This is a genomic window from Larkinella rosea, assembly GCF_003858635.1.
GTDB classification, from domain to species: Bacteria; Bacteroidota; Bacteroidia; order Cytophagales; family Spirosomataceae; genus Larkinella; species Larkinella rosea.
In genome coordinates this window covers 409,896-434,066 of sequence record NZ_RQJO01000015.1, presented here as the reverse complement: position 1 = coordinate 434,066, position 24,171 = coordinate 409,896, and the positions used below count along the sequence as shown (strand labels likewise).

At 53.7% G+C, this 24,171-nt stretch carries 21 protein-coding genes; 6 read left to right on the top strand and 15 right to left on the bottom strand.

Annotated features, from left to right (window positions below):
• Positions 1-107: 107 nt before the first annotated feature.
• Both EHT25_RS28290 and EHT25_RS28285 read left to right on the top strand, forming a co-directional pair.
• Complete coding sequence (locus EHT25_RS28290) at positions 108-1,013, top strand: prohibitin family protein (protein WP_124878812.1); 906 nt, start codon at positions 108-110, stop codon at positions 1,011-1,013.
• Between the two features lie 81 nt (positions 1,014-1,094).
• Positions 1,095-2,249 carry an acyltransferase family protein gene (locus EHT25_RS28285; RefSeq protein WP_124878811.1) on the top strand — a complete coding sequence of 385 codons (1,155 nt, stop codon included), beginning with the start codon at positions 1,095-1,097 and terminating at the stop codon, positions 2,247-2,249.
• A gap of 111 nt (positions 2,250-2,360) precedes the next feature.
• On the opposite strand, the gene EHT25_RS28280 is transcribed toward EHT25_RS28285, so the two are convergent.
• The 4 genes from EHT25_RS28280 to EHT25_RS28265 are packed head-to-tail and all read right to left on the bottom strand — an operon-like array spanning position 2,361 to position 6,943.
• Positions 2,361-3,290, bottom strand: a complete 930-nt coding sequence (locus tag EHT25_RS28280) for an alpha/beta hydrolase (protein WP_124878810.1) — start codon at positions 3,288-3,290, stop codon at positions 2,361-2,363.
• Between the two features lie 45 nt (positions 3,291-3,335).
• The gene (locus EHT25_RS28275) at positions 3,336-3,965 is read right to left on the bottom strand and encodes a uridine kinase family protein (protein WP_124878809.1); all 630 of its coding nucleotides are present in this window, start codon (positions 3,963-3,965) and stop codon (positions 3,336-3,338) included.
• Between the two features lie 29 nt (positions 3,966-3,994).
• A complete protein-coding gene (porZ, locus tag EHT25_RS28270) occupies positions 3,995-6,307 on the bottom strand; it encodes a type IX secretion system anionic LPS delivery protein PorZ (RefSeq protein WP_124878808.1) in 2,313 nt (770 codons plus the stop codon).
• Between the two features lie 6 nt (positions 6,308-6,313).
• Positions 6,314-6,943 (bottom strand): thymidine kinase, encoded by a 630-nt coding sequence (locus tag EHT25_RS28265; RefSeq protein ID WP_124878807.1) that lies wholly within the window; start codon positions 6,941-6,943, stop codon positions 6,314-6,316.
• A 208-nt stretch (positions 6,944-7,151) separates the two neighbouring features.
• On the opposite strand from EHT25_RS28265, the gene EHT25_RS28260 reads away from it, so the two are divergent.
• Entirely contained in the window at positions 7,152-8,354 is a 1,203-nt protein-coding gene (locus EHT25_RS28260; protein WP_124878806.1) for a DUF8457 domain-containing protein, read from the top strand.
• On the opposite strand, the gene EHT25_RS28255 is transcribed toward EHT25_RS28260, so the two are convergent.
• The gene (locus EHT25_RS28255; protein ID WP_124878805.1) at positions 8,355-9,209 is read right to left on the bottom strand and encodes a TraB/GumN family protein; all 855 of its coding nucleotides are present in this window, start codon (positions 9,207-9,209) and stop codon (positions 8,355-8,357) included. It lies immediately after the preceding gene.
• A gap of 18 nt (positions 9,210-9,227) precedes the next feature.
• Complete coding sequence (locus EHT25_RS28250) at positions 9,228-9,653, bottom strand: ABA4-like family protein (protein WP_124878804.1); 426 nt, start codon at positions 9,651-9,653, stop codon at positions 9,228-9,230.
• Positions 9,654-9,868: 215 nt separating this feature from the next.
• Between EHT25_RS28250 and EHT25_RS28245 the strand changes: the two genes are divergently transcribed.
• Together EHT25_RS28245 and EHT25_RS28240 are read left to right on the top strand one after the other, a co-directional pair.
• Positions 9,869-12,916, top strand: coding sequence for a SusC/RagA family TonB-linked outer membrane protein (locus EHT25_RS28245; protein WP_124878803.1), 3,048 nt, complete (start codon positions 9,869-9,871; stop codon positions 12,914-12,916).
• Between the two features lie 61 nt (positions 12,917-12,977).
• The gene (locus EHT25_RS28240; protein ID WP_124878802.1) at positions 12,978-14,279 is read left to right on the top strand and encodes a RagB/SusD family nutrient uptake outer membrane protein; all 1,302 of its coding nucleotides are present in this window, start codon (positions 12,978-12,980) and stop codon (positions 14,277-14,279) included.
• Positions 14,280-14,343: 64 nt separating this feature from the next.
• Here the strand turns inward: EHT25_RS28240 and EHT25_RS28235 are convergent, their stop codons facing one another.
• The 7 genes from EHT25_RS28235 to EHT25_RS28205 form a co-directional block, all read right to left on the bottom strand.
• Positions 14,344-15,108, bottom strand: a complete 765-nt coding sequence (locus EHT25_RS28235; RefSeq protein WP_124878801.1) for a hypothetical protein — start codon at positions 15,106-15,108, stop codon at positions 14,344-14,346.
• A 9-nt stretch (positions 15,109-15,117) separates the two neighbouring features.
• Positions 15,118-16,287 carry an outer membrane beta-barrel protein gene (locus EHT25_RS28230; RefSeq protein WP_124878799.1) on the bottom strand — a complete coding sequence of 390 codons (1,170 nt, stop codon included), beginning with the start codon at positions 16,285-16,287 and terminating at the stop codon, positions 15,118-15,120.
• Between the two features lie 6 nt (positions 16,288-16,293).
• Complete coding sequence (locus EHT25_RS28225; RefSeq protein ID WP_124878797.1) at positions 16,294-17,583, bottom strand: hypothetical protein; 1,290 nt, start codon at positions 17,581-17,583, stop codon at positions 16,294-16,296.
• A 9-nt stretch (positions 17,584-17,592) separates the two neighbouring features.
• On the bottom strand, positions 17,593-18,495 hold the full coding sequence (locus EHT25_RS28220) for a DUF4097 family beta strand repeat-containing protein (RefSeq protein WP_124878795.1): 903 nt from the start codon (positions 18,493-18,495) through the stop codon (positions 17,593-17,595).
• Positions 18,492-19,091 carry a hypothetical protein gene (locus tag EHT25_RS28215; protein WP_124878793.1) on the bottom strand — a complete coding sequence of 200 codons (600 nt, stop codon included), beginning with the start codon at positions 19,089-19,091 and terminating at the stop codon, positions 18,492-18,494. The genes EHT25_RS28220 and EHT25_RS28215 overlap by 4 nt, the downstream gene beginning before the upstream one ends.
• Before the next feature lie 8 nt (positions 19,092-19,099).
• Positions 19,100-19,663, bottom strand: a complete 564-nt coding sequence (locus EHT25_RS28210; protein ID WP_229311821.1) for an RNA polymerase sigma factor — start codon at positions 19,661-19,663, stop codon at positions 19,100-19,102.
• 99 nt (positions 19,664-19,762) lie between these two features.
• On the bottom strand, positions 19,763-20,566 hold the full coding sequence (locus tag EHT25_RS28205; RefSeq protein WP_124878791.1) for an SMP-30/gluconolactonase/LRE family protein: 804 nt from the start codon (positions 20,564-20,566) through the stop codon (positions 19,763-19,765).
• A 122-nt stretch (positions 20,567-20,688) separates the two neighbouring features.
• Here EHT25_RS28205 and EHT25_RS28200 point away from each other — a divergent pair, with 122 nt between their 5' ends.
• Positions 20,689-21,147 carry a hypothetical protein gene (locus EHT25_RS28200; RefSeq protein ID WP_124878789.1) on the top strand — a complete coding sequence of 153 codons (459 nt, stop codon included), beginning with the start codon at positions 20,689-20,691 and terminating at the stop codon, positions 21,145-21,147.
• On the opposite strand, the gene EHT25_RS28195 is transcribed toward EHT25_RS28200, so the two are convergent.
• Positions 21,142-22,350, bottom strand: coding sequence for an exo-alpha-sialidase (locus EHT25_RS28195; protein WP_229311820.1), 1,209 nt, complete (start codon positions 22,348-22,350; stop codon positions 21,142-21,144). The genes EHT25_RS28200 and EHT25_RS28195 overlap by 6 nt on opposite strands.
• Positions 22,351-22,378: 28 nt before the next feature.
• Positions 22,379-24,019, bottom strand: coding sequence for an FAD-dependent oxidoreductase (locus EHT25_RS28190; RefSeq protein ID WP_124878787.1), 1,641 nt, complete (start codon positions 24,017-24,019; stop codon positions 22,379-22,381).
• Between the last annotated feature and the right edge of the window lie 152 nt (positions 24,020-24,171).

Below are 24,171 nucleotides of genomic sequence, written 5' to 3'. Positions count from 1 at the left end.
TTATCCGTGAAAATCCGTTCAATCCGTCAAATCTGTGTTCCTATCAAAGTTTCTGTGGATAAAAGTTTGTATCATTACTATGACTGTACTAAACTCACCACGGAAAAATGTTTTTCTTCATTTTGGGCATACTGGCCCTCATCGTCGGTTTTGCCGTTAATACGCCTTCGCTGGCCGTCGCCCGGTTTTCGCGGCCGCTCAAGGTTGTCGGAACGATTCTCGTTATCATCGGTTTTCTCTTGTCGTCGGTGCGCCAGATCGACGCCGGAACGGTGGGTGTTCAGAGCTTATTCGGCAGTGTGCAGGATCGTGTGCTGGAAAGTGGTCTGAATTTCGTCAATCCGCTGGTGACGGTTACCGAGTTCGACGTTAAGACCCAGAATTACACCATGTCCGGTGCGCACGACGAGAGCGGGCAACTGGGCGACGACGCCATCCGGGTGCTGACCGCCGACGGACTGGAAGTCGTCATTGACCTGACGGTTTTATTCCGCGTCAATCCGACCGAAGCCCCCAAAATTTACCGCAGCATCGGGGCCGACTATTCCAACAAAGTGGTACGTCCTATCACCCGCACCCGCATCCGCGACAATGCGGTTTATTACGATGCGGTGGCGCTTTATTCCACCAAACGGGATGAATTTCAAAACCGCATTTACAAAACCATCGAATCCGATCTGACCAAACGCGGGCTGATGCTGGAGCAGTTGCTGATTCGGAACATCAACCTGCCCGCGTCGGTTAAAGCGACCATCGAATCGAAAATCAATGCCGAGCAGGACGCGCAGAAAATGCAGTTTGTGTTGCAAAAAGAACGACAGGAGGCCGAGCGGAAACGCGTGGAAGCCCAGGGAATTGCCGACTATCAGAAAATTCTGGCAACGGGTCTGTCTGATAAACAGTTGCAGTATGAGCAGATCAAGGTGCAGCGCGAACTGGCCGCTTCACCCAATGCGAAAATCATTGTTCTGGGCAGTCGGGGCAATGTTCCATTGATCTTAAATGACAAATAAATCGGCGAACTGCTCTACTAACCTGATAGTCCGTTATCGGCCCAAAACAGTATTACCAACGGTTTTCTTATTCAAACTGCTATGCAACAAACTTCTACGGCTGCTTCAGAACCTGCACTGGCCCAACCGGCACCCGTCCGGCGTCTGAAATCACTGGATGCCCTGCGGGGTTTCGACATGTTCTGGATTGCCGGTGGAGAAGAGATTTTTTACGTGCTGGCCAAAACGACGGGCTGGGCCTGGGCCGCTTTTATGGCCCAACAGTTCACCCACGTCGAGTGGAACGGTTTTCGGCCTTACGACTGCATTTTTCCGCTGTTTCTGTTCATGGCGGGCGTCTCCACGCCCTTCGCTGTCGGCAGCCGGCTGGAACGGGGCGTTCCGAAAGGGGAATTGGCCCGTAAAATGATCACACGCGGCTTGATTCTCGTGCTGCTCGGCATCATTTACAACAACGGTATTCTCGTCAAAACCCTCAGCGAAACGCGGTTTGGGAGCGTACTAGGCCGAATTGGTCTGGCGGGTATGTGCGGGCAGTTAATCTACCTGTATTTCCCGAATCCGAAAGTCCAATATGCCTGGTTTGCCGGGTTGTTGCTGGCCTATTGGGCGATGATGAAATTGATTCCGGTGCCGGGTTGCGGAGCCGGGCTATTAACGATCGATTGCAGTCTGGCGGGTTACATCGACCGCTCCATTATGCCGGGTCGGCTGTACCTGAAAGTACATGATCCGGAAGGATTGTTCTCCACTCTTCCCGCGATCGGAACGGCGCTGCTCGGCATTTTCTCCGGCCAGTTGCTTAAGAGCGAAGGTCGGACGGCCAACCGCGGCCAGAAAACGCTGTGGCTTGTACTCGGCGGTCTTTCCTGTCTGGTACTGGGCTATAGTTGGGGACTGGTTTTTCCGATCAATAAAAACCTGTGGACCAGTTCATTCGTGTTGGTAGCCGGTGGCTGGAGCGTGCTGATGCTGGCGTTGTTTTACTGGATTATCGACGTCAAAAACGTAAGCGGATGGGCGTTTTTCTTCACCGTCATCGGTATGAATTCCATCCTGATTTACATTGCCGGGGAGTTCATCGACTTCGAATACGCAGCTAAATTCTTTTTTGAAGGCATTCTCAGTTTCTTCGCCGAACCCGTCCGGGCGGTTGGCGCCATCGTCGGGCTATTGGCCGTGAAGTGGGCGTTTCTGTATATCCTGTATACGAAGAAGGTGTTTTTGAGAGTTTAAGAGTAAGCGATAAGTTATTTCGCGGAGTTGAGCGGAGAAAAAGGAGTTAAGCGAAGAAAAGACTCTGCTTACCTCCTTTTTCTCCGCTCAACTCCGCGAAATAACTCTTTTTTACTTCTTCTCCAATAATCCCATCGATTTCAGCCAGCCTTCACACGCGGCAGGCCAGTTTTCAATGGAGCCTTTGCCTTTCACGCGGAGTGCATAGCCGTGGCCACCTTTCGGATAAATGTGCATTTCGGCCGGGACGTTGGCTTTGGTTAGCGCCAGGTAATAGTCAATGCTGTTTTCCACCGGCACACCCTTGTCGTCCTGCGCGTGCACCAGAAACGTCGGTGGGGTTTTGGCATCCACCTGTAACTCGTTGGAATAGTACGCAATCTGCTCCGGACTGGCATTTTTGCCAATCAGTTTTTCCCGCGAGCCAACGTGTGCTTTCGCGCCAAACGTCACCACCGGATACATCAGAATCGCAAAATTCGGCTTCGCTTCTTCGCTGGCGGCAGCGCCCCGGTGGTAATGCGTCGACAAGGTGGAAGCGAGGTGACCGCCCGCCGAAAAACCGATTACGCCCAGCCGATCAGCGTTTATGTTCCATTTGGCCGCATTTTGCCGAATCAGCTTCATGCCCTGCATGGCATCGGCCAGCGGAACTTCGTGGCGGTTGGTCTGCGTCCGGTCGTCGGGCAGGCGGTGTTTCAGCACAAAAGCCGCAATACCGCGCTCGTTGAACCACTGCGCCATTTCTTCGCCTTCGTGGCCGTAGGCCAGCAAGCTGTAACCACCACCCGGAATCACCATAATCGCGGCTCCGGTCGCTTTATCTTTGGGCGGCAGAAAAACCGCTATCGTCGGCACTTTGACGTCGCTGATTCGCAAAATACCGTCTTTCCCCAGCTCCGATTTCTCCTGAACGGCCTCGTTCGGAATCGCATTGGGAATTTGATTTTTGGGCCAGAGTTCGACGGTTTCCGGTTTTTGAGCCATAACGGAGGTTGCCAGCAACAGAGTCGCCGAGAGCAATTTGAGCGTAAAATTCATACGATTCAGGAATGAAAGGATGCCGAACCCGGCACCCGGTTTTGGTTATGTTGCCGCCAAATTAGCGACTTTCCCTTTCAAATACCCAACCACCACTTCCAGACCTTTCTGGTAATGGACGTTATTGGGAATGACAATATCCGCGATGGCTTTGTGGGGTTTGATGAATTCCTGGTAGGTTGGCTTGACGTGGTAATCCCACTGGTGTTTGATCATTTCCGGCGAAAGCGCCCGTTCGGCCTGATCGCGCACCATCCGGCGTTCGTATTTAATCTTGTTTTTAGCGTCGATGAAAATCTTCAAATCAAGTTGCCTGGCCACTTCTTCAAAATGAAAGGCAAATATTCCTTCCACAACCATGATGGGCGTTGGCTTGAAGGTCAGCATCTTAGGCACCACATGGGGGTTATTGAAGGTGTATTCCTTCATTTCAATGGTTTCGCCTTTGTGCAGTTGCCGGATGTGATCGGCAAACCGCAGGTGATCAATGGTCTGGGGCAAATCGAAATTGTGAACACCAATGTCGTCGCGGGGAATCTGATCGAGCGGTTTATAATACATATCCTGCGAAATCAGACAGATTTCATCCTCCGAAAAAGCAGAAATCAATCCTTTCAAAAACGAGGTTTTTCCGGAGGCACTCCCGCCCGTAATTCCGACGATGTATGGTTTCATGATACAAAAATAAAACTTTGCCCCCACAATCAACGTACGACGGCTAATTTCCCGGCCACGCCTTCCCGCCCATCGGGCGCCACAGCAAATACGAAGTAAACGCCGGTTTCGGCGGCCCGACCCCGGTAATCGCGCAGGTTCCAGGTGGCAGTTCCGCCCTGCGAACGGGTTTCGAAGACCAACTGGCCACCCGCGTCCATGATTTTGACAACCGTATTTTCGACCAGTCCCCGAATGCTGACCAAACCGCCGAAATCCGGCCGAACCGGGTTCGGAAAAACCGTAATTCCGGCAAAAACCGGGGCCGGTTCGCTCGCCGTTCCGCCGTACGAAACCAGCCCATTGGGCGTGGCAATGAAGACTTCGCCAGTCGTCGGTTCAATCGCAATGTCCGTAATCTGCGACGACGGCAGCGGGCTGTTGTCGGCGGTAAACGTGTTGATCAAAACCGTCCCATCTTCGTTGAACAGATACAGTCCGTTCATAGTCCCGATCCATTTTCGGTTTCCGCCGTCGACGACCAGCGCTGTCACCGACTCGCCACTCAACAACCGCCGACGATCGAAGACGGGCCGATAGGCGTTGACCGATCCGGTAAAAACCGCCGACGGATTATCAAAAACCGCCATGCCATTGTCGGTGCCGACCCAGATCAGCCCATCGCGGTCTTTCACCAGCGAGCGTACGTTTCGGTCCGGCAAATCGCCTTCACCCGACTGGTTGTACAGAAGCCGCGTTCGGTTGGTTTTGGGGTCGAAAACCTGCATCCCACCACCATTGTAGGCGCTTAACCGCATCCACAAAAAACCGCTGTCGTCGATAATCAATTGGTGAATATCACCCCGGCTGGGCGCAAATGACTGAAATGGGCCGGTTTTTCGCCGAACCTGAACCGTTGCCTGGCCTAACGCCAGCGAGGGCGTTGCCAGCCAGATTTCGCCATTTGGATCAACGGCCAGGCTGCTGATGGTAGCAACCGTCCGATTGACGACTTCCGGCAAATTCTGATTATCGAATGACCACAACCCGCCCCCGAAACTCCCCAGATACGTCCGCTGGTCGGTGGGATTGTAAGCCGCCGTAACGAAATCGGTCGGCAGGGATGACGCCAAAAAATTCTGCCAGCGGCCATTCCGAAACTGGTCAAAACCGCGCCGGCGACGCAACGGTTTGAGGTCGTCGGTAAAACCGCCCGGCAACGCCAGCACCTGGCCCGATTGACCGACCGCCAACCGCTGAAACACATCCGAAGCCGGGCCATCGGGACTGACGGCCTGCACAACTGTTCCGGTAATTCGCAGCAAACCAGACAGCGAATCGGCCACCCAGAAACTTCCGACCGCTTCGGTGATTTCTTTGGGCTCACCCAAAACCGCATTCTGCAGCAAAACGCCCGACGCCCGCTGGAGTTGATCGAGGGCGGTGGCAATCCATTCCGTTGCCGTTGCCAGTAAACCGGTGATAGTGGGCAGGGATTTGACCACGGCCCAACGCCCGCCCTGCCGCTCGGCAACCCCTTGCCCCGGAATGGCCGCGTACAAGCGGTTTGCTACGCCGACCACCGACTGCACGGACGTTCCGGGCGGCAGCGATACGGTTTTCCAGTTGCCAAAGAACGCCAGGTTGACCGTCGGCGCAAACCGGGCCGCCAGCAGCCCGCGCGAGGTGGATGCGTAGATGGAGTCGTTGGCCAGTGCGGTAGAAAAAACCGTCACCGGTGTACCGTTGGGTCCCAGATTGCGGTACGTATCCCGGACTTCGCCCCGGGCCACATCGAGCACCACAATGCCGAAATCGCAGGCCAGGTAGGCATCGTTCCCGGTGCGGGTCAGGTGGTTGATTCGCTTGCTCCCCTGAATCTGCGTAGCGTCGCGTATAAGGGTGATCGTCGTTATGTTTCCCGGTTCGCCGGAATCGGTTACAGATAGTAAATCAATGGTGCCTGATCGGTAACCAATCAGCAACCGTTTCTGGTCGGAAAGATAAAAAAGCTGGCTGATGCCGGATTCGCTGAAACCGTCGTCGTGACTCAGCCGCGTGGCTTCATTCGCCGTTGGATCGTAGTAGAAAAAACCGTTCTCCGATGCGCAGTAAATCTTGTTTTGAACAGCCGCAACGGTTTGCGTGGAAAGAAAACTGGGATGGGAATGCCAGACGCCGGGTTGCGCTTTTGCGAAATGAACAATGAAGAATGAACAATGAATAAAAAGGGCTAAATAGCGAATAGTGAATAACGAATAACGGATAACGGATGAATGCGCCGGGCAATGCACCGCTTTCACCACCATTCCCCCCTTCGCTATAGGATATTCACTATTTAGTACTTGATATTCATTGTTCATTTTTAATTATTCATTACTCGTATCCTCATACACCCATTCTTTGCTAACCACCTGATTACCCAGATTATAACACCGGCGGCAGCGGGCTTCGTAGCTATCGGTTTCGCCGAGGAGGACTTTCTCTTTGGATTTATTCAGGCGGTAGGAATAGCTGGCAATGTCGCCACAAACGACGCAGATGGCGTGGACTTTCGTAACGTATTCCGCAATGGCCATCAACTGCGGCATGCAGCCGAACGGTTTTCCCTCGAAATCCATGTCCAGACCGGCCAGAATAACCCGTTTGCCCTCGTTTGCCAATTGGTTGCAGACTTCGATCAGTTCTTTGTCGTCGAAAAACTGGGCTTCGTCGATGCCCACCACTTCGCTGTCTCCGGCCAGGGTCAGCATGTCGTGAGCCGTCTGAACGGGCTGCGAACGAACCGCGTTGGCGTTGTGCGAAACGATGTTTTCTTCGTGGTACCGCGTATCGATCAACGGCTTGAAAATGACGACCTTGAGTCGGGCGATAACGGCCCGGTTGATCCGACGAATGAGTTCCTCCGTTTTTCCGGAAAACATGGAACCGCAAATTACTTCAATCCAACCCGTGCGCAGGTGGGGCGGTTCACGTCGGCGGTTCGGTTCAATAAACATACTTTCCTGACGTTGAATAGAATGATTGAACAACCGTAAGGGCGAATGGATAAGTGTCGCTTGCATTCGACCCTTCAATCGTTCTGTTTTTCAATAATCTGGCACTCTTCTTGTTGTGGCAAAAACGGCTCCAACGAGAATTTCACCCATGTCTGAACGGAATATTCTAAGCGAAAACCATATCTTTACAAAGCAAAGATATTTTGATATGTCGAACAAGTTCAATGCCTCCTCCCTTACTGAATATTGCAAATCATACGCCCGAAAAGTGGCGGGTGATTTTTTTGCCCACCACACGGTTATCAGCGGTCAGGAACTCTTAAAGCTTAGTCCCGTCAGTCAGGTCAATTTATTTGTGATCAGTAGTTTATCCGACAAATGGCGGAGCGACGCGGAGCGGTTTCGCAGTCCTTTTTTTGATTTTGAACACCCGGATGTCCGGCAGGCGATGCAGGTTTTTATGAATACCGTATCGCAACATATTTCGGTGCGTCGCGAAAATCTGGAACCTTTGCTGGCCGACGCCACCCGCCGAACGCTGATTCTGCTGTTCGACCCACGCCATTATTTCGACGAAGCCCTGCGGAACCAGCCCGACTTCTCGCTCACGGCCGACGCAGCCCATTTGCTGACCCGGTATACGCAGATCAACAAGTTTGTTCCGGCAGCTCTGGAAGAGCGCATGAAGGGAAAAAGTGTCGTTTACGTCAATCAGGCCCTGAATTGGCTCGATGAGATTTTGATGCAGCGGGGCCGGGAACTGGAAAAACCGGAGAAATACATCCCGTTGTTTTCGGAAAAAGTATTGCTCGATCCGGGTATGTTACTGCGCAAGTCGTCGTACGATTCGTTGCCTGCGCAACCGCTTCCGGCGGCCACTAAATCATTTTTTGATACCGAAGTTGAAAATACCGTCATTCCGGCGGCTCCGCTGTCGCCACCGCCCGTCAATGGGTCGGGCACAACCGTCAACGGAACCCCGCCCGATCCGGATTTCACGGTTAAAACCCATTTTTTATCCGATACCGGTTCCGCCGAAGAGCCCGTTGCGCCGTCGATGCAACCCAGTCAGGCAACGGCGCACCTCAGCGACATTTCGACGCTGGAAGTTAATCCGGTCGTTAATGAGGAATCAAACGGGCCGGTCACCGTGGGCGAAACGTTTTACCGCGCACCGATCGAAAGCATCAGCAAAAGTATTTCGCTGAATCAGAAGTTCATGTTTATCAACCAGTTGTTCAATGGCAATGCGGCTTCGTACAATGAAGCGATTGAGGAACTGAACCGCGCGACGAGCTACGATCAGGCCCGCGACCTGGTTTCGTACCGCTATGCCGCCCAGTATTTGTGGGACATGAGCAGCGACGAAGTGGCGATGCTGATCGATATTCTGAAACGGCGGTTTGCCTGATTACTGCGGTTCGACGGTATAACCTTCCTTTTTCAGCAAGGCAATCAGGCCGTTGGGGCCCGGCAAATGCAGCGCGCCCACGGCCACAAAGGTGGGGCGGACGGCCATGAGCCCCGGCAACCGCTTCATCCAGCGCTGGTTGCGTTCATCGACGAGGTAAGTCATATCGCCAAACGTGCTACCACTTTTTTCGTTCAGTTTCCACATACCCTGTAAATCCTGCTTCAGGTACAGTTCGGTAACCGATTTGCCCATGTCGTGCATATCGTCTTTTCCCTTTACCATTTCTACCAGTTGCTGCGCCTGTTTTTCCACCGGGTCGTGATCGAATAGAAATGACATTTGTTCTCCCATTGTTTCGAGCGCACTGACGTTTTTTTTGCGTTTCCGACCATCGCTGGCAAAATACAGATCGATTGGCAAACCGGTGAAGGTGCTGAGCGTATCGGATTCTTTCTGGACGTACGCCAGGCTGAGCATCGTGGCCGTAACGATGGGTTTCATCTGGTTGAAAAGCCCCAGATCGTACCCCGTTCCCTTTTTAAATTCGTCGGCCACCAGTTTATAATCCGCTTCCGAAAGCAGTTTGTTGAGGCTATTGTCGAGCATCAATCCCCGCATCGCCATCGACAGCATGGCCGACGAGTCGATTTCGGTTTCGACCACCACGCCTTCTGCGCCCTCATACGCCGATTTGATTTTGGGGTTCTGGTTGAGATAGCTATCTTTCAGAATATGGTAAGTACCAAACAGATAGGACGGTTTTTTCAGCCCGTTGCCCGACACTTTCCACAGCAATGACTGCGAAAACGTCGTGGTCGAAACGAGAACCAGTAAAAAAGAAAGCGTTTTCATCGGCACAAAAGTAAGGTATCAATAAATTTTCTGCGACTTCGCCGATCGAACGCCGAGATACAGCAGCAATCCAACCGGCCCCAGCAGGAAACACAAAATCAGACACGGAATCAGCCAGCCGTGCGCCACTTTCCGGCGCTGGCCATGGCGCAGCATCCAGCTTCCCACCGTCAAATCGAACGCCAGGTAGTGAATCCAGCCAGCCAGCAGCCCGGTGTCCTGGCTGAATAACGTTTTTACACCCGCCAGCGTGCTGAACGATTGCAAATCGAGGGCACTATTTCCGAAAAAAAGGTAATAAATGTAAAAAACCGCCAGCAGCGCCGGAATCAGGAGCGATTTAGCCAGGAATTCGGTCGGTTTCCAGCGGGGAGCGACAATCATCAGCAGCCATTGGGGCAGAACAAGGGTATTGACGATTTGGAAAACGGTTTCTGTGTTCATGGCTTTAGAGTTGAGTCCGACAAATTACAGAAAGTAATTGACAGTCAGGAAAAACTACCCCAATCGTTGCGCTGTTCCGGAAAGTGTCCGCACTTTTCGGGCATTGAAGCTCCTTCCGCTCGTCAAAAACGGGTTTTTTCTTTCCCAAAAAATCAGTTACTTACTAGACGGACAATCGATCTTCGTGTTATTTACAGGTTTTTTATCAACATTCTATGAAATCAAAACGATTACAGGTGAGAAGTAGCTTTCACTGGCTACTACGGGTTCTTTTTCTGTTGGTTGGTTGGGAAATTCAGGCCCAAAGTACAACGTACACGTTTCAGGGGAAGGTGACGACGAAATCCGATGGCAAGCCCATGCCCGGCGCGTCGGTCGGTATCGTTGGCACCACCTCAGGTGGCATTTCCGACCAGACCGGTGCCTATCGCTTTACGGCTAGTCTGGCCCCCGGCACCTACACGCTCCAGTTCAGTTCCATCGGTTATCAAACCCAGCGGCAGAGCGTTACGTTGTCGCAGGCTACTACCGTGTCAACCAACAGCACGTTAGCGGATGACGCACTGGGCCTCGACGAAGTGGTCGTCACCGGAACCTCCGGTGCCACCAGCCGGAAACAGCTTGGCAATACCATTGCGACAGTCCAGGCCAAGGATCTGCAACTTTCAGCCGCTACGTCGATCGATCAGGCACTGGCGGGGAAAGTTTCCGGTGCCCAAATCACCCAGAACTCCGGCAACCCTGCCGGGGGGATCAGCGTCCGGCTGCGCGGGCCCAGCACCATCGTCGGCTCGTCCGATCCGCTGTACATTGTCGATGGCGTCATCGTCAACAACGACTCGCGGGAGTTGATCGATTTGGGGGGCTATTCGCAAAACCGCCTGGTCGACATCAACCCGAACGACATCGAGCGCATCGAAATCATCAAAGGCGCAGCCGCTGCGGCCATTTACGGATCGCGGGCCAACAACGGCGTGGTGCAGATTTTCACCAAGCGGGGTCAGGAAGGTCGCCCGACGATTACCTTTTCCACCCAGTTTCGGTTGAGCGATATTCGCAAAACGCTGCCCTACAACGAACAACCGACCAATTTTACCAACGCGACCGTGACGGATAACACGCAGACCCCGGTTACGCGTTACGATCTTCAGAAAGATATTTTCAGAACCGCCACCGGCCACGAGCAATACCTGTCGGTAGCGGGCGGAACGGCCAATACCCAGTATTTTTTCTCCGGTTCGCTGTTCGCCAATCAGGGCATTGTTCGCGGAGCGGATTTCAGCCGGGCGTCCAGCCGGATGCGGATTCAGCAGACGCTGACCAAATGGGCGACGCTAAGCATCGGTTCAGCGTATACCTACAGCAGCAGCCACGAAATTCCGAACGGCGGGATCAACGAAGCCTACGGCGCCCTGACCGGTTTTATTTTCAGCAACAACTTCATCAATCCGCAACCCGATCCGGCCACGGGCATTTACCCATCGACCGCTCCGGTTGCGGTGGTTCGGCGCACCAACCCGCTGGAAGCCATTGCCCGCTTCGACTTTCGCCAGCGCACCAGCCGGTACATTGGCGACGCCCAGCTAAATCTGACGCCCCTGCCCGGTCTGGGCATCGACTTCACGTTCGGCCTGGACACTTATTCCCAACTCGCCACGGGCTACATTCCGCCCAACAACACGACACCGTCGTACAACGCCGGTTATTCGCGCAAAAGCGAAGCGTCGGTTTTACAGTTGAACAACGACCTCAACATTCGCTACCAGGCCAGCCCGACCGACTGGCTGAAATCCACGACCGGCATCGGGGCGACGGTGCAATACGACCGCAGTTTTGGAACGGGCATTACGGCCCAGCAGTTGGGCGTTTTCGGCCAGACCATCAACAACGGAGCCAATATTGTGGCGGCTGAAACCCGGACCGAACGGAGTTTCTTCGGCGTCTTTGCGCAGCAAACCTTCGGGCTGTTCAACCGGTTTTTCGTGACAGCCGCCGGTCGGGTCGATGCCGCTTCGGTCTACGGTGTCGACAACCGCTGGCAGTTCTATCCCAAACTCAGCGGCTCGTACGTGGTGTCGGAAGAGCCGTTCTGGAAAGAGTCGTCGCTGGCGAACGTCTTACCGGATTTTAAAATCCGGGCCGCCTGGGGCCAGGCGGGTAACCTGACGGCCATCGGTCCCTACGACCGGTTTACCAATTATTCGCCGGTATCGGTGGGTGGTCTGGTGGGCTATGCAGCCCCCGCACAGTTAGGGAACTTCAGTGTGAAACCCGAACGGCAAACCGAACTCGAAATCGGCACGGATTTCAGCCTGGTCAAAAACCGCATCGGCGTCGAGTTCACCTATTACCACAAGGAGGTGAAGGATTTGATTCTAAACCGCACACTGTCGCCCAGCAGCGGCTACAACAATCGGTTTGTCAACATCGGAACCATGACCAACCGGGGTTTTGAAGCGCTGGTTCGGGCGATTCCGGTGGAGACGAAAAAGGTACGCTGGAACATCACCGCGACCTATACGCGCAACAAGAACATTACGAACGGGGTCGAAGGTAACGGCGTATTGCCTTTCGCGGGCGGTTTTGGTCAGGTAGCCGCCGTCAACGGGTATTCGCTGGGCGCGTTTTACGCCACGTTTTTTGCCCGCAATCCCGACGGAAGTCTGTTGCTGACACCCGGCGGTTTGCCCCAGCGCGAACGTGGCGTTCAGGGTGCCAACGGTACGTACACCGTTCAACGGGGCGCAGATGGCCAGCCGAGCGGCACGATTTTGAGCAAGGTCATTGGCAACCCCAACCCGACCGCGATTTACTCGCTGATCAACGAAGTGTCGGTAGGATCGCGCTGGTCGTTCCGGATGCAGTGGGACGCCATGCGGAATTTCGACGTCTTTAACTTCACCAAGCGCGTCGGCGACCGTGACCTGTACGGCGGCTTGAAAGGCTACGAACCCGAACTGCGCGGGGAAGTTCCGAAAGGCACGAGTGCGGCCCTGTTCAGCATTTTCGAGAACTGGATCGAAGACGGTTCGTTCGCCAAACTCCGGGAGCTTTCGGTGGCCTACACGGTAACGCCGAAGTTCTGGGGTTTCCGCAACGTGCGGTTTAGCGTAGCCGGTCGGAACCTGTTGTCGATCGACAACTACAGCGGGTATGATCCGGAAACGAACGCGGCTGGTCAATCCAACGCCGTCCGGGGCTTCGATTTTGTGGAGGTTCCCATTCCGCGCACATTGACCGCGGGCATCAACGCAACGTTTTAACGATTTTATCGGGTAAACCGGGAGCGGTTTCGACCAACTCCTGTTCTTTCCATTCATCCCTATGAAGCCAACACGATTTTTAATTTTCCTCACTTTTCTGCTGCTGGCGGGTTGTCAGCTCGATATCACCAACCCTAACGGCCCCACCGATGCGCAGGTTCTCAGCACCCGCGACGGCATGATTACGCTCAGCATCGGGATGCGGCAGTTTTATTCGACCTCCGCACTCGAATCGCTGCTGCTGGCCCCCGGCACCACCACGCGCGAAATCAAGGGCATTACGACCTTTACGAACATTCTGGAACTGGAAGCGGGCGGTACGGGCCTGCCGACGTTCAACGGGAATGTGCTGGGTCTCTGGCTGCGGATGCTGCGGGTGATGGGCATGGCGGAGGATATCATTGCCAATGCGCCAACGGTTTTAGCCAACGAACCCGCTTTGCGGAGCGGCATTGTCGCCCACGCCAATCTGTTCAAGGCGATGGCGCTCGGCGGACTCGCCACGGCGTTTGAACAACTGCCGCTGCAAACCAGCAAAACCGGTTCGGTGACGTTCTCCGACCGCAAAGCCGCCCTGACCGAAGCCATCCGGTTATTGGACGAAGCTGCTTCCCTTGTGGCCACCAATGCGCCCTCGGCGACGTTTACCAGTCAGGTGACGGGCCCGGATTTCGATCTGGTCAACACCATTCAGGCCTACCGGGCGCGGTATAATCTGGCGGCTGGCAATTACCCGGCGGCTCTCGCGGCTGCCAATGCGGTGAACCTGACGGCCCGCTCGCAGTTTGTGTACAACACGCAAAGCCCGAATCCGATTTATCAGCAGATTCAGATTTCGGCGAATTACGCGCCCCGCGCTAATCTGGGCTTACCCGCCACCCTGCTCGAAGCGGGCGACGGTCGGCTGGCGTTTTACCTGACCACGCCGGATAAAACCGTTAACGGCGAAGCTCTGAAAACGCTCAAAGGATTTTTCGACGCCATCGACCGGCCCATTCCGGTGTATATGCCCGACGAAGTGCGGTTGATTCGGGCGGAAGCGCTGGTGCGCAGCAACGGCGATCTGAATGCCGCCGTGAACGACATCAACGCCGTTCGGACGCAAAAAACCGGTGATCCATTTGGCGTTTACCCCGGCCTGGCGGCTTACGCCGGAGCGGTTACATCCGAAGCGTTATTAACGGAGATTTACAAGCAGCGCGGAACCGAACTGTTCCTGACCGGCCTGCGGCTCGAAGACAGCCGCCGGTTTGGCCGCCCCGCCCCGCCGACCAACCTGACCGAACGAAACCGGAATTTTTACCCGTATCCCGATCAGGAACGCTTAACAAACCCAAGTACTCCGGCCGATCCGGCGATTTGATGCAAAAAAGATTAATTCCGACCGGTTTTCAAATTGAAAACCGGTCGGAATTAAAATCACTCGATTACCAGCCCAAACCAATCAAAGCATTGAATTGAAAAGAGAACGTAGTGTATTTTTCGTTATTCACCGGTAAAGAACTTTCGCCGATAAAAGTAATTCTGGGGCCAGCACTCACATCAATATACCCCAATCGCCAGAGCCGTCGTTGTAAGCCCCAGTTGAGTTCCAAGGATGGCTGATCTAATCTGAACAGAGGAGTTTTGTGTTTGGATGCGGTAGGTTCTCCTGTTTGAGAATCGTAATCGTAACGAGTAAATTGATAAAGCACCGGGCGACTAACGTTTAATCCGACATAATTTCCTGAAAAATTATTAGCCGTCTTTCCGTCTCGGATACGCCTAGACATTGCATAGTAGTAACGAGTACCAAATCGGGCTTTTACGTCGTGGCTGATAAATCGCAAGGTTCGTTTTGAACCCGCTTGAGGAGAGGATGTATATCCTTTTATTGAGTTATAGAGAGGAACATAATCTATTCCGACCAAGATGGAAACCGACGGATGTATTTTATGCTCCACTACCATTTCTAAATTAAGGCCAAAATGAGAGTTTCTATCATCTTCGGAAAAAGGCGAAAGCGAATTGGGCCGAATACCGATCTTCAACAGCGTTTTCTCTTCCACATTGGCCCGCGTAATGTACCGATAAACCCGCTTTAATTCGCTGATTGTAACGGTACTATCTTCCTGTGAATAAGTAGTTTGCTGAGCGTGAATGGACAAAAAACCGGTTAGGAAGAAGAGAATGGTAGTGGATATAGTTTTCATGATGTTGGTTTAGTAGTTCAGTGAATAGCTCATGCCAAGCTGAAAGCCGTGCAGACCACCACCCTGATTCGTCGAAAAAGAAAGAATATCGCGTTGGTAACGCCCGTCGATCTGCAGCCGATCGGAGAGTTGAACCGATGTCCCGAAAACAACGCCACTGAAATGGCGGGGGCGAACCGGGGCCGGTTTGCCATCCAGTTCTTCCCGGCCATTCAGGAAGATCGCGAGTTGAGGTCCCATCAATAGCCGCCAGCGGTAGGCGATTTCGTGCGAGAACAGAATGGTCCAATCCAGAAAACTCTGGCTGGAAACGGCGGGCAAAAGCCGCATGTTCCCTCGTTTATATTCCCGAATCCGGTACCCCCGCTGGGCGTAGCTGATTTCGCCCCGTGCCGACCACGTCAGCGAGATCGGGAGCTCGGCCCAAAGCCCAGCAATCATGCGGGCTCGGTAGGAACCGTAGTTCGACTGGCCATTTCCGGCACTGTAGGTAGCGCCCAGCCGAACACCGATTTTCAGATCCTGCCAATTCAGTTTGGTAAGTCCCAGCGAATCCGCATTGAGATGAAACCGGTAAGCCGCCGTCAGCCCCAGTGTCGTAGCGGTTTTTCTGGCTCCGACCCGATACGCCCGGGCATCGACGCCCAACAACCAGCGGGGGGTTATATTCACCTGATAGCCCAACCCGATCTGAGGAATCAGCCGCCGGGAATCGACAAAGTCAGGCACAATTTCGGCCTGCTGCCAACGCGGACTGCTGGAAATCACGCTATCCACGTTCATCGCACGCAGCCGCCACATCGCCAGCCCCGCCGTCAAACGCAGCGTATGCCGACGCCCCCGGATCGGTGCCCACACGGCATTCAATTCCGTTGTATTGTATTGCCGGTAAAACAGTTTCAGCAGTTCCTTTTGATCCGTGATGGTCGTCAGGGGCGTCAGATTTTCCATCTTTCCCCAACCCGCTCCCGCCGAAATACCGATGTGTTTAAGCGGGAAATAGGTCACCTGCTGCCGAATGAGCCAGCCAGTTGACGACACTTCGGATGATTGCAAGGTATTTCCTCCCGCCGATATTTCCCAGCGGTATGATGCCGTCTTTTGTGCAAAAACCGCCTGTTGGCCGGTTACGATTAGCAGCACCATTGATAAAACAGAGCCAATGCGATTCATAGTCATGACAGATCAAAAACGGTATCCTATTTGAAAACCCATTGCGGCATACCTCAATACCTCACTCTTCTGGAATCGGAACCACGTACCGGCGGCCAGGTGATCCGTTGGCAAAAACTCGTAATCGACCTGAAACTGCACACCCCGGCCCTGTTTCTCAAATCGGTTGTTGGAAGTGACATTAATGGTTTGCAGATAGAGCTGACCATTGCGATTATATCCACTGCCATACGATGGTTTGAAACCCGAAACAAAGGTGAAAACCCGACCAGCCGAGAGTCCGAGATGATGACGTCGGGTGTAGAGCGGTAAACCCCGAATAAGGGTTGAAAGCTGATAACCCACTTGTGCCTGAGGCAGAAATTGGCTGTAATCTTCGAATGAGCGAACCAGTCCCGCAATCGCCGTGAGTCCAAACCGGCGGTGAACGTAGCGGGTATACCTGTTTTCGTAGATCCAGGCTCCACCGAAATCATCACTGGTGATGCCCAAGCCGGCACTGACTTCGTTGCGGTAATACGGAATTGTCTTTTTGATCCGTTCGTAGGTTCGTCTGTTTTTGCGGGGCTGAAGCAAAAACGTCTTCAACGGGAGAAGCCGGTATCCCGCACTGATCGACCAAAAACTGTAGTGTTGCCCAATTGTATACGGTTTTCCCTGGTAATAAATCCCGTCGACAATAGGACTCAGACTGCGATTGTAGGTTAGATCGAAGGTAAAACCACCGACGTCTGCTCCAACTCCCACCTGCCCTTCCGTGAGGGACAGTTGATAACTCGTTTGAACAGCCGCCAGGATTCGGGCTACTTCAAGATTATCTTTATAACTATCAATCCGATCCGGATACTGCAGGATTTGTTCTTGCAGGTATTTGATGTAAGAATCGTTGGAGAGCGGATATTGGTACCGATTGCGAACACCGACCACCCCCGCATTGACCCGGAGCCACGGCAGTGGTTTATAACCAATAATCAACCGGGCATCCTGCCGTTTAAACCTCATGTAGGTCCCGGACGAATAGGTCGGCGACGATGCGGTCAGGCCCGGCGGGCTGTATTGCCCTTTACTGGCTTCGATTTGCGCGTACCAGCGGGGAAAGTCATAGCGAACAAAAGGCCCCCAGGCACTGCCTTTCCCATCTCCGCTGTTTGATTCGAACACTTCATACCCGTTCACTTTTGCAAAAAAACGGGGCGACTTGATGCTCGTGATCAGTGTTCCTTTCAATCCAGCCGTAAATTGTCCATAGCTGCTAAAACTGATCGCAATCAGCAGCATTCCAAGTAGTTTATGGTGCTTCATACTGTCTTTCTATTTTGCCAGCGTCATGCCACTCGCCAGCAGTTGAATCACGACCGGGCTGTAGGAATTGGTGATCGAAATCATTGGTTTATGCCCGGATGGCTGGTAATCAAACCGTCGTTTGTTCATGAATTGCCCCAAATAATCGGCGTAATTTTCCGGCACCTGAACCGTCGAATAGCTCGTCTCCACCTCATACTGAAAATCATCCATCCGTTTGGGATACAGAAAAATTTCGGTGCGGGCGGCCTGAACGGTTAGGCTGGTCAGGCTGGCGTCGGGCTGGATGGACAGCTTGCCGTAGCGGCTCTGGATGGTTCCGCTGCCGCTCAGTTCGCGGAGCGTGATTTCGGCTTTTTCGGCTTTGATCGTAAAAAAACCGCTTAATTCGCTGGCGTCGATGTCGCCGTAGTCGGATACTATCGTTGTTTTTCCGCTCAGGTTCGCGATGGCTAGTTTGCCAAATTCCACCTTCAAACTCGTGTCACCGGCCAGATCGCTGAGGGTGACATCCCCGAATGTATTCTGAAGCGAAACCGGGCAGCGCATCGGCACCCAGATTTCATAAACCGCTTTCAGGTTGCCCTTGATGGCACCCGCCCGCTGCGGAATCGTGAAGCGGTTGGACAGGTCGATGGTATTGTTGCGGGTTTGAATGTCGTAGTTCAGGTATCCCAGTTCCCGTTCGGCCACCTCGCGCTCGGGGTGTTTGGCAATCAGTTTCAGCCGCACCAGAACCGTCGGTTTACTCCAGCCTTTGATCGTAATATCGGCTTTCTGGGCCGTCAGGTTCACGCGCTGGCCGACGCTGTAGGCCAGCTCTTTTTCCACGGTTTTCGTCACCACCTGCAGCCGGGTCTGGGCAGCAGCGGAGAGGGTCACGAACGTCAGTAGAAAAATCAGCGTTTTCATATCGTTAAAATCCGGACGAGTTCTTTGGTCACCTCCGCCCGTTCGTTTTCAAGTTTGATCTGCGCCTGTACCAGTGCCGGATCGTTGCCAAACACCAGCAATTCCTGCTCGACGGCTTCTTTGCGGCTGCTCAGTTCGTGCAATTGCTGCTTTAATTCCTTTACCTCCGGTTTCTGACAGACGACGGTTTGTTGCGCACATTGCTCGTTGATAAAGGTTTCCACTTTCTGATCGGCGGACGAAACCAACGACTCCGGCATCGTTCCCAATTCGCTTTCGACCGTTTCGGTCGCGTAGGCAATGGTTACTTTTTCATCCGAAACCGGTTGCAAAATCAGCCACAAACCCACGATCAACGTGGCAATGGCGGCTGCGGCTGTCCATGTAAATACCGGTGACCACCACGCCCGGACGAGCGGTTTTTCCAAACGCCCGGCAATCTGCTCCCAGGCATCGGCCTGAGGTTCAAAAACCGGCAGTTCGTCCAAAGTTCGGTCGATCACCGCATCCGCCCGCAAATCGGCCTCGACCCGATCCCACAGATCGGGCCGGGGTTCGTGTTCGGGCAATTGTTGTATCGCTTTCGAAAAATCCATTTGTCCTGTTAATCCCCTAATCCGTGTAATCCGAGTTCAGCCAATTTCTTTCGCAATAATTTCCGGGCGTAACTGACCTGCGATTTGGACGTTCCTTCCGAAATGTTCAGCATGACGGCAATCTCGTGGTGCTTGTATCCTTCAATTTCAGCCAGCACAAAAACCGCCCGCGCCCCGTCGGGCAACGACCGAATGGCCGCATCCAAAACCGCTCCGGTAATCGTGTCCGGCACCTCAACGGGCTGATCGTGAAGCTGTTCATTGATGGTTTCAAACCGCCACTCCAATCGCTGTTTCCGCAATGCCTGCCGGACCACGATCGTCTTGATCCAGGCCCCCAGCGTCGACTGAAACCGGAACGAATCCAGATGGCGGAAAACCTCCACAAAGGCGTCCTGCAACGCATCGTTGGCGTGGTCATAGTCGTTCAGAATGCGCAGCGCCACCGAAAACATCGCCCGTTTGTACCGCTCGAACAACAGCCGTTGCGCCATCCGCTGCTCCACGGGCCGATCCCGTCGCAGACAGAAGTCAACGAGTTCCGTTTCCGTGGTATCAGGCGTAAAAGTCAAGCGGGTTGCGGTATGGGTTGAACGTTCAACCTAAAGTGCAGAAAAGAAGAAGAAAGGTTGGAAAGGAAGGGAGAAATAAATGAACAATGATTTTAGCGTTCATTGTTCATTGACCCGCAACAACTGTCCTTTTTGCGCTTCCGTTACGACCAGCCCGAGTCGCCCGGTGGGATCGAAGGCGCAGTGCGTGGGATTTTCACCAGGAAGCTTGATGGAGTGGGATAAAACACCGGTCGGTTTGTAAACGTGCAGGCAACTGCCGCCGTAAATAGCTGCGTAAAGCAGATTATCCGGCCCCAGCGTTAGCCCATCCGGACCAAAACCGCCCGATCCGGTTTCGGCCCAAACCGTCGGATTGATCCAGTTCAACCCGACGGCATCCCAGCGCCCGGCCCAGATGCGTTTGCGGTGAGTTTCGGCAATTAACAAAGTCTTCTCATTCGGCAAAAAGGTGATGCCATTGGGGTAAAACAGCTTTTCGGAGATTTTCTTCACCTCGCCCACAGCGGTGCACACGCCGACAAAACCGGGTTCATCTTCATCGGGCGAACCGGGGCAGGTAAACAGCAGATTCCCTTCCGAATCGAAGGTCAGGTCGTTGGGCCAGTCGAGCGGTTCATCATGGATGTGATCGACAAGGGTTTCGGGCTCCTGATCGGGGTAATTGATGCACCGAATGGCGTGCATACCGGAATCGCAGAACCAAAGCCGATCCCGATCATCGATGTAAAGCCCATTCGGGCGGCTGCCAATCCCGACCTGAATCCGGCCCGTCGTTCCGTCCGGTTTCAGCCAGAATAAACTGGCTCCCTCCTGCTCCACGCACCAGAGCGTTCCATCGGAAGTAAACGCCGGTCCTTCCGGAAACCGCAAACCGTCGGCAAGGATGTCTATGTTTTTCATACTGTGTAAGCCCGTTGAAAGATTAAGTCTCTACTAAACCAAAAAACCGCTCAGCAGTTTACGGGCAAAAAGTATGTTCGTATCTTTATAGAAGTTGATCGAAACGTAAAACCGCCTTTTACATGCGTCGGATCGTCTTTATTCTCACCCTGATTGTGGCTGCCTGCTCGCCAAACACGCGCAAAGGCTTGAACATGGAACCCAACCAGCTGCTGCGCCAGAGCAGCGATCTGTACCGCGCCGAACCCACACCGCCCATTAAATCCGTCGGAACGGTTTTTCTGAACGCCCGGAATGTGCGGATCCGTTACCCCGACGGGCGGTTTGAAATCATACCGCGAAAGGAAGTCTGGGGTTACAGCAACAAAAAAGGGAAGATTTTCCGCCTGTACGGAAAAACAGAATATGAGGTTGTTACCGTCGGCGACGTCATTACCTACGAGCAACAAACAACCCGAAATGTCATGGCGGGGAACCATCCGACGGTCACCACCGTAATCGAAACCTATTACAGCAAAACGCTCGACAGCAAGATTTTCAGCAGCCGCAAAAAAGCCCTGAACGATCTGGCCCGTTTATAAACCGCCCACCGGTTTTTTCCGGAATTTCTTGATGCGGTGAAACGTCAGGAAGTTGGCGTCGTGGTTGTTGTGCGCTCCGCCCAATCCGTCATCGTAGGCCGTGCGCGACAGCAGGATGATATCATTGCCGTCGAACAACCAGTCGACGTACTGAAAACCGTGTTTGACCACGTCGGGATGTTGCAACACCACTTGCCGCAAATTCCAGATTTTCAGATCGCTGGAACTGCAAAGGGCCTGCGTATTCCGCAAACTGGCCGGATTTTTTCCGGCATTGGCCTGCTTGAATTCCTGCGGAATGTAATTCGTCAGCGTCCAGTACAGTTTGGATTTGGGATCATACCGAATCGTGAATTTCTTGCTGCCACCGGGGAACGGCACAAAACCGGTATTGACATCGAACGCAGCGGTTTTGCCATCCGGACTGATGCGCACAAATGCGGCTTTTTCGTCCAGCGATTTCTTGTGGTCCACGCGCAGAATGTCCAGCATCTCTCCCTCGGGGCTCAACACCGCATTGCCCTCGATCCAGCCGCCAAAACCGTTGTTCAGGTACGTCGAATCGTGCCGTAACACATTGCTGCTCGTCCAGCTGGCGGCTTTCATCGGATCGGCATCCAGTGGCATCGACAGCATGAACGCGCCGTATCGTTTGCCCCACTGCTTGATCGGCCCCATCGCATCTTCCATCGCCCGCCAGAGTCGCCCGTTGTGTTCGAGAAACGGCACCGGTGCGCAGTGGTATTCGCCCGCCAGGAGCAACCCGTTTTCGCCGTCGGTCGGGTTGGTCCAGGTCACGCCGTTGTCGGTCGACTGCCGGATGATCGTGTTGCCGTGGTGTTTGTCGGTTCCGAAAAAATACAAACCGTTGCGATGCACGTAAAGTTTCGACCAGAACTGGCCGTTGATTTCCGCGATCTGCGTCCAGGTTTTGCCCTTGTCGGTCGAGCGGTAGATGCGGGAATTCGGTTTGACAAACTCGTTGGATTGGGGTCCGAATAAGTCGTGCGAGGCTAAATAATCGCCGTTGGGCAGGATGCACAAGCTCGGCGAACCAATGTACAAACCGGACGAAGCCGGGCTGTGGGCGACGATATTCCCCGGCACTTGGGAGAAATCGGGCGTTTGCCCGACTCCGTTCCCAAGCGACGAAAGGAAAAGAAGGCTATAGAAAAGGAAGGTTTTGATGGGGTTCGCGGTCATGCCGGAGAAAGACCGGAAGAACGGTTTTTTACTTAGCCGCCGGTTCGGTTTTCTCCGCATCGATGAGCTGATGATCAGCCAATAAGCGTTCCTGCAAGGCCTTGTACGGCACTTTCTGTACCGTTTGTTTTGCATTGATGGCCAGCACAGCCGCCGTTCCGCAAGCCTGCCCCATCGCCATGAATGTGAATTCGATCCGGATGGCTCCGTAGGCCAGGTGACTCGACGACGGACAGGATGCCGTCAGCAGATTCGTACATTCGGCGGTTTTCGGCACCAAAGCCCGGTACGAAATCCCGAACGGCCGCCAGTCGATCTCACCAAAAACCGAGCCTTCGTTGGACGCAAAACCGTCTTTCACGATTCGGCGAACGCTGTGGAGATCGGGCGGCCAGAACGCCACGGCTACCGGGTCAGCCACCGGCGTGGGGTTGTTCCGACGCACGTGATGTTCCGTAATCACGTAATCCGACACCATCCGGCGGGCATCGCGGACGTAAAACTCCCGGGGCCAGCCGTCGTTGTCCGTAAATTCGTCTTTGCACAAGCCCCATTCGCTCCAGAGCTTTCGGGTTCGTTCGCTTACTTCCGGGTCATTGGCAAGAAAATAAAACAACCCCTGCGTAAAGGTTTTGTGCTGATTGAAAACACGCTGCCGGGTCTGGTAATCCCCGCCCGGATACGCGACGTTCAGGCCATACAGGTTGTGCGACAGATCGTGCCAGGCCCCCAGATCCGTTTTGCCATTCGGGATGTCGGCCTTTGGTGCGTACAGTTTCCCCCCGGCTTTTTCGTACCGCAGATAAAGTTCATACTGGCTGCGGTCGTACCCGGCGGGCTGGCGAAACGGAATCCGGTTTTCGGGATTTTTGGTCAGGCACATTCGAAAGCAATACGCCTGCAAGCGGTTATCGCCCGCGCCGGGTGTGCCCAGCGGTTCGTCCTGGACGGTCGGAAGGACACCACTTTGGGGGTCGCCGGGCGTTTTGTACGGATCGACTTTCACCAGAAACTGCGCGTGTTCGGTAACGGCCCGAATTCCGTTTTTCGTTTCGTTGTAGACCGCATTGGCTTCCCGCCCAATGGCGGTTTTGACCCCGGCCGCGTGCAGCAAATCGCCTTCCAGTGTTGCGTCGATAAACACCCTGGCGCGGTAAATATGCCCGTTTTCCAGTTGAATCTGCTGAATCTGCGCGCCGGTTTTCGATACGGCATTTTTCCGTTCGCTCAGTCGGGAATCGTAGAAAACCGCAATGGCATGTTCGGAAACCCACTTTTTCACGACCTCTTCGCCCACGTGTGGCTCAAACCTCCAGAGCATCGTTTTCTTGGTGCGGTTTTTCAGCATCGCTTCAAATTCGGCCGTGGTGCCGTACGCAGCCGCAATCCGCCGGTAAAACTCCAGCGCCAGCCCGCCAACGCCCGGGCTGTTCTGATATTCCTGATGATTGTCGACGTCCGTTCCGCCCAATCCGGACGTCATGATGCCGCCAAGGTGTTTCGACGGTTCGAGCAGGGCCACGGTTTTGCCCATTTTAGCCACCTGAATAGCCGCCGTGATGCCCGCCGGTGTCGCGCCGTAGACCACGACGTCGTAGGATTTTTGGGCAAAGAGGAAAACCGGTGAGAGCAGAAATATCCAGCAGTAAATGATTTTGTATCGGTTCATTTCCGTATGGTTATCAAAATAGAATCAATGGAGTTAGTTGTTTTTTTACCAGCCCACGGTTTCAACCGTGGGAAAACGAGACAAAACGGCATTTTTTTAACCGTTTTAACGGTTTTGAATTCACGAAACCGTTAAAACGGTTTTCATATATT

Bases quoted from the DNA above. Each gene is read 5' to 3' on its own strand.
- EHT25_RS28290 (WP_124878812.1), top strand. From the start codon at position 108: ATGTTTTTCTTCATTTTGGGCATACTGGCCCTCATCGTCGGTTTTGCC.
- EHT25_RS28285 (WP_124878811.1), top strand. From the start codon at position 1,095: ATGCAACAAACTTCTACGGCTGCTTCAGAACCTGCACTGGCCCAACCG.
- EHT25_RS28280 (WP_124878810.1), bottom strand. From the start codon at position 3,290: ATGAATTTTACGCTCAAATTGCTCTCGGCGACTCTGTTGCTGGCAACC.
- EHT25_RS28275 (WP_124878809.1), bottom strand. From the start codon at position 3,965: ATGAAACCATACATCGTCGGAATTACGGGCGGGAGTGCCTCCGGAAAA.
- porZ (WP_124878808.1), bottom strand. From the start codon at position 6,307: ATGAACAATGAATATCAAGTACTAAATAGTGAATATCCTATAGCGAAG.
- EHT25_RS28265 (WP_124878807.1), bottom strand. From the start codon at position 6,943: ATGTTTATTGAACCGAACCGCCGACGTGAACCGCCCCACCTGCGCACG.
- EHT25_RS28260 (WP_124878806.1), top strand. From the start codon at position 7,152: ATGTCGAACAAGTTCAATGCCTCCTCCCTTACTGAATATTGCAAATCA.
- EHT25_RS28255 (WP_124878805.1), bottom strand. From the start codon at position 9,209: ATGAAAACGCTTTCTTTTTTACTGGTTCTCGTTTCGACCACGACGTTT.
- EHT25_RS28250 (WP_124878804.1), bottom strand. From the start codon at position 9,653: ATGAACACAGAAACCGTTTTCCAAATCGTCAATACCCTTGTTCTGCCC.
- EHT25_RS28245 (WP_124878803.1), top strand. From the start codon at position 9,869: ATGAAATCAAAACGATTACAGGTGAGAAGTAGCTTTCACTGGCTACTA.
- EHT25_RS28240 (WP_124878802.1), top strand. From the start codon at position 12,978: ATGAAGCCAACACGATTTTTAATTTTCCTCACTTTTCTGCTGCTGGCG.
- EHT25_RS28235 (WP_124878801.1), bottom strand. From the start codon at position 15,108: ATGAAAACTATATCCACTACCATTCTCTTCTTCCTAACCGGTTTTTTG.
- EHT25_RS28230 (WP_124878799.1), bottom strand. From the start codon at position 16,287: ATGACTATGAATCGCATTGGCTCTGTTTTATCAATGGTGCTGCTAATC.
- EHT25_RS28225 (WP_124878797.1), bottom strand. From the start codon at position 17,583: ATGAAGCACCATAAACTACTTGGAATGCTGCTGATTGCGATCAGTTTT.
- EHT25_RS28220 (WP_124878795.1), bottom strand. From the start codon at position 18,495: ATGAAAACGCTGATTTTTCTACTGACGTTCGTGACCCTCTCCGCTGCT.
- EHT25_RS28215 (WP_124878793.1), bottom strand. From the start codon at position 19,091: ATGGATTTTTCGAAAGCGATACAACAATTGCCCGAACACGAACCCCGG.
- EHT25_RS28205 (WP_124878791.1), bottom strand. From the start codon at position 20,566: ATGAAAAACATAGACATCCTTGCCGACGGTTTGCGGTTTCCGGAAGGA.
- EHT25_RS28200 (WP_124878789.1), top strand. From the start codon at position 20,689: ATGCGTCGGATCGTCTTTATTCTCACCCTGATTGTGGCTGCCTGCTCG.
- EHT25_RS28195 (WP_229311820.1), bottom strand. From the start codon at position 22,350: ATGACCGCGAACCCCATCAAAACCTTCCTTTTCTATAGCCTTCTTTTC.
- EHT25_RS28190 (WP_124878787.1), bottom strand. From the start codon at position 24,019: ATGAACCGATACAAAATCATTTACTGCTGGATATTTCTGCTCTCACCG.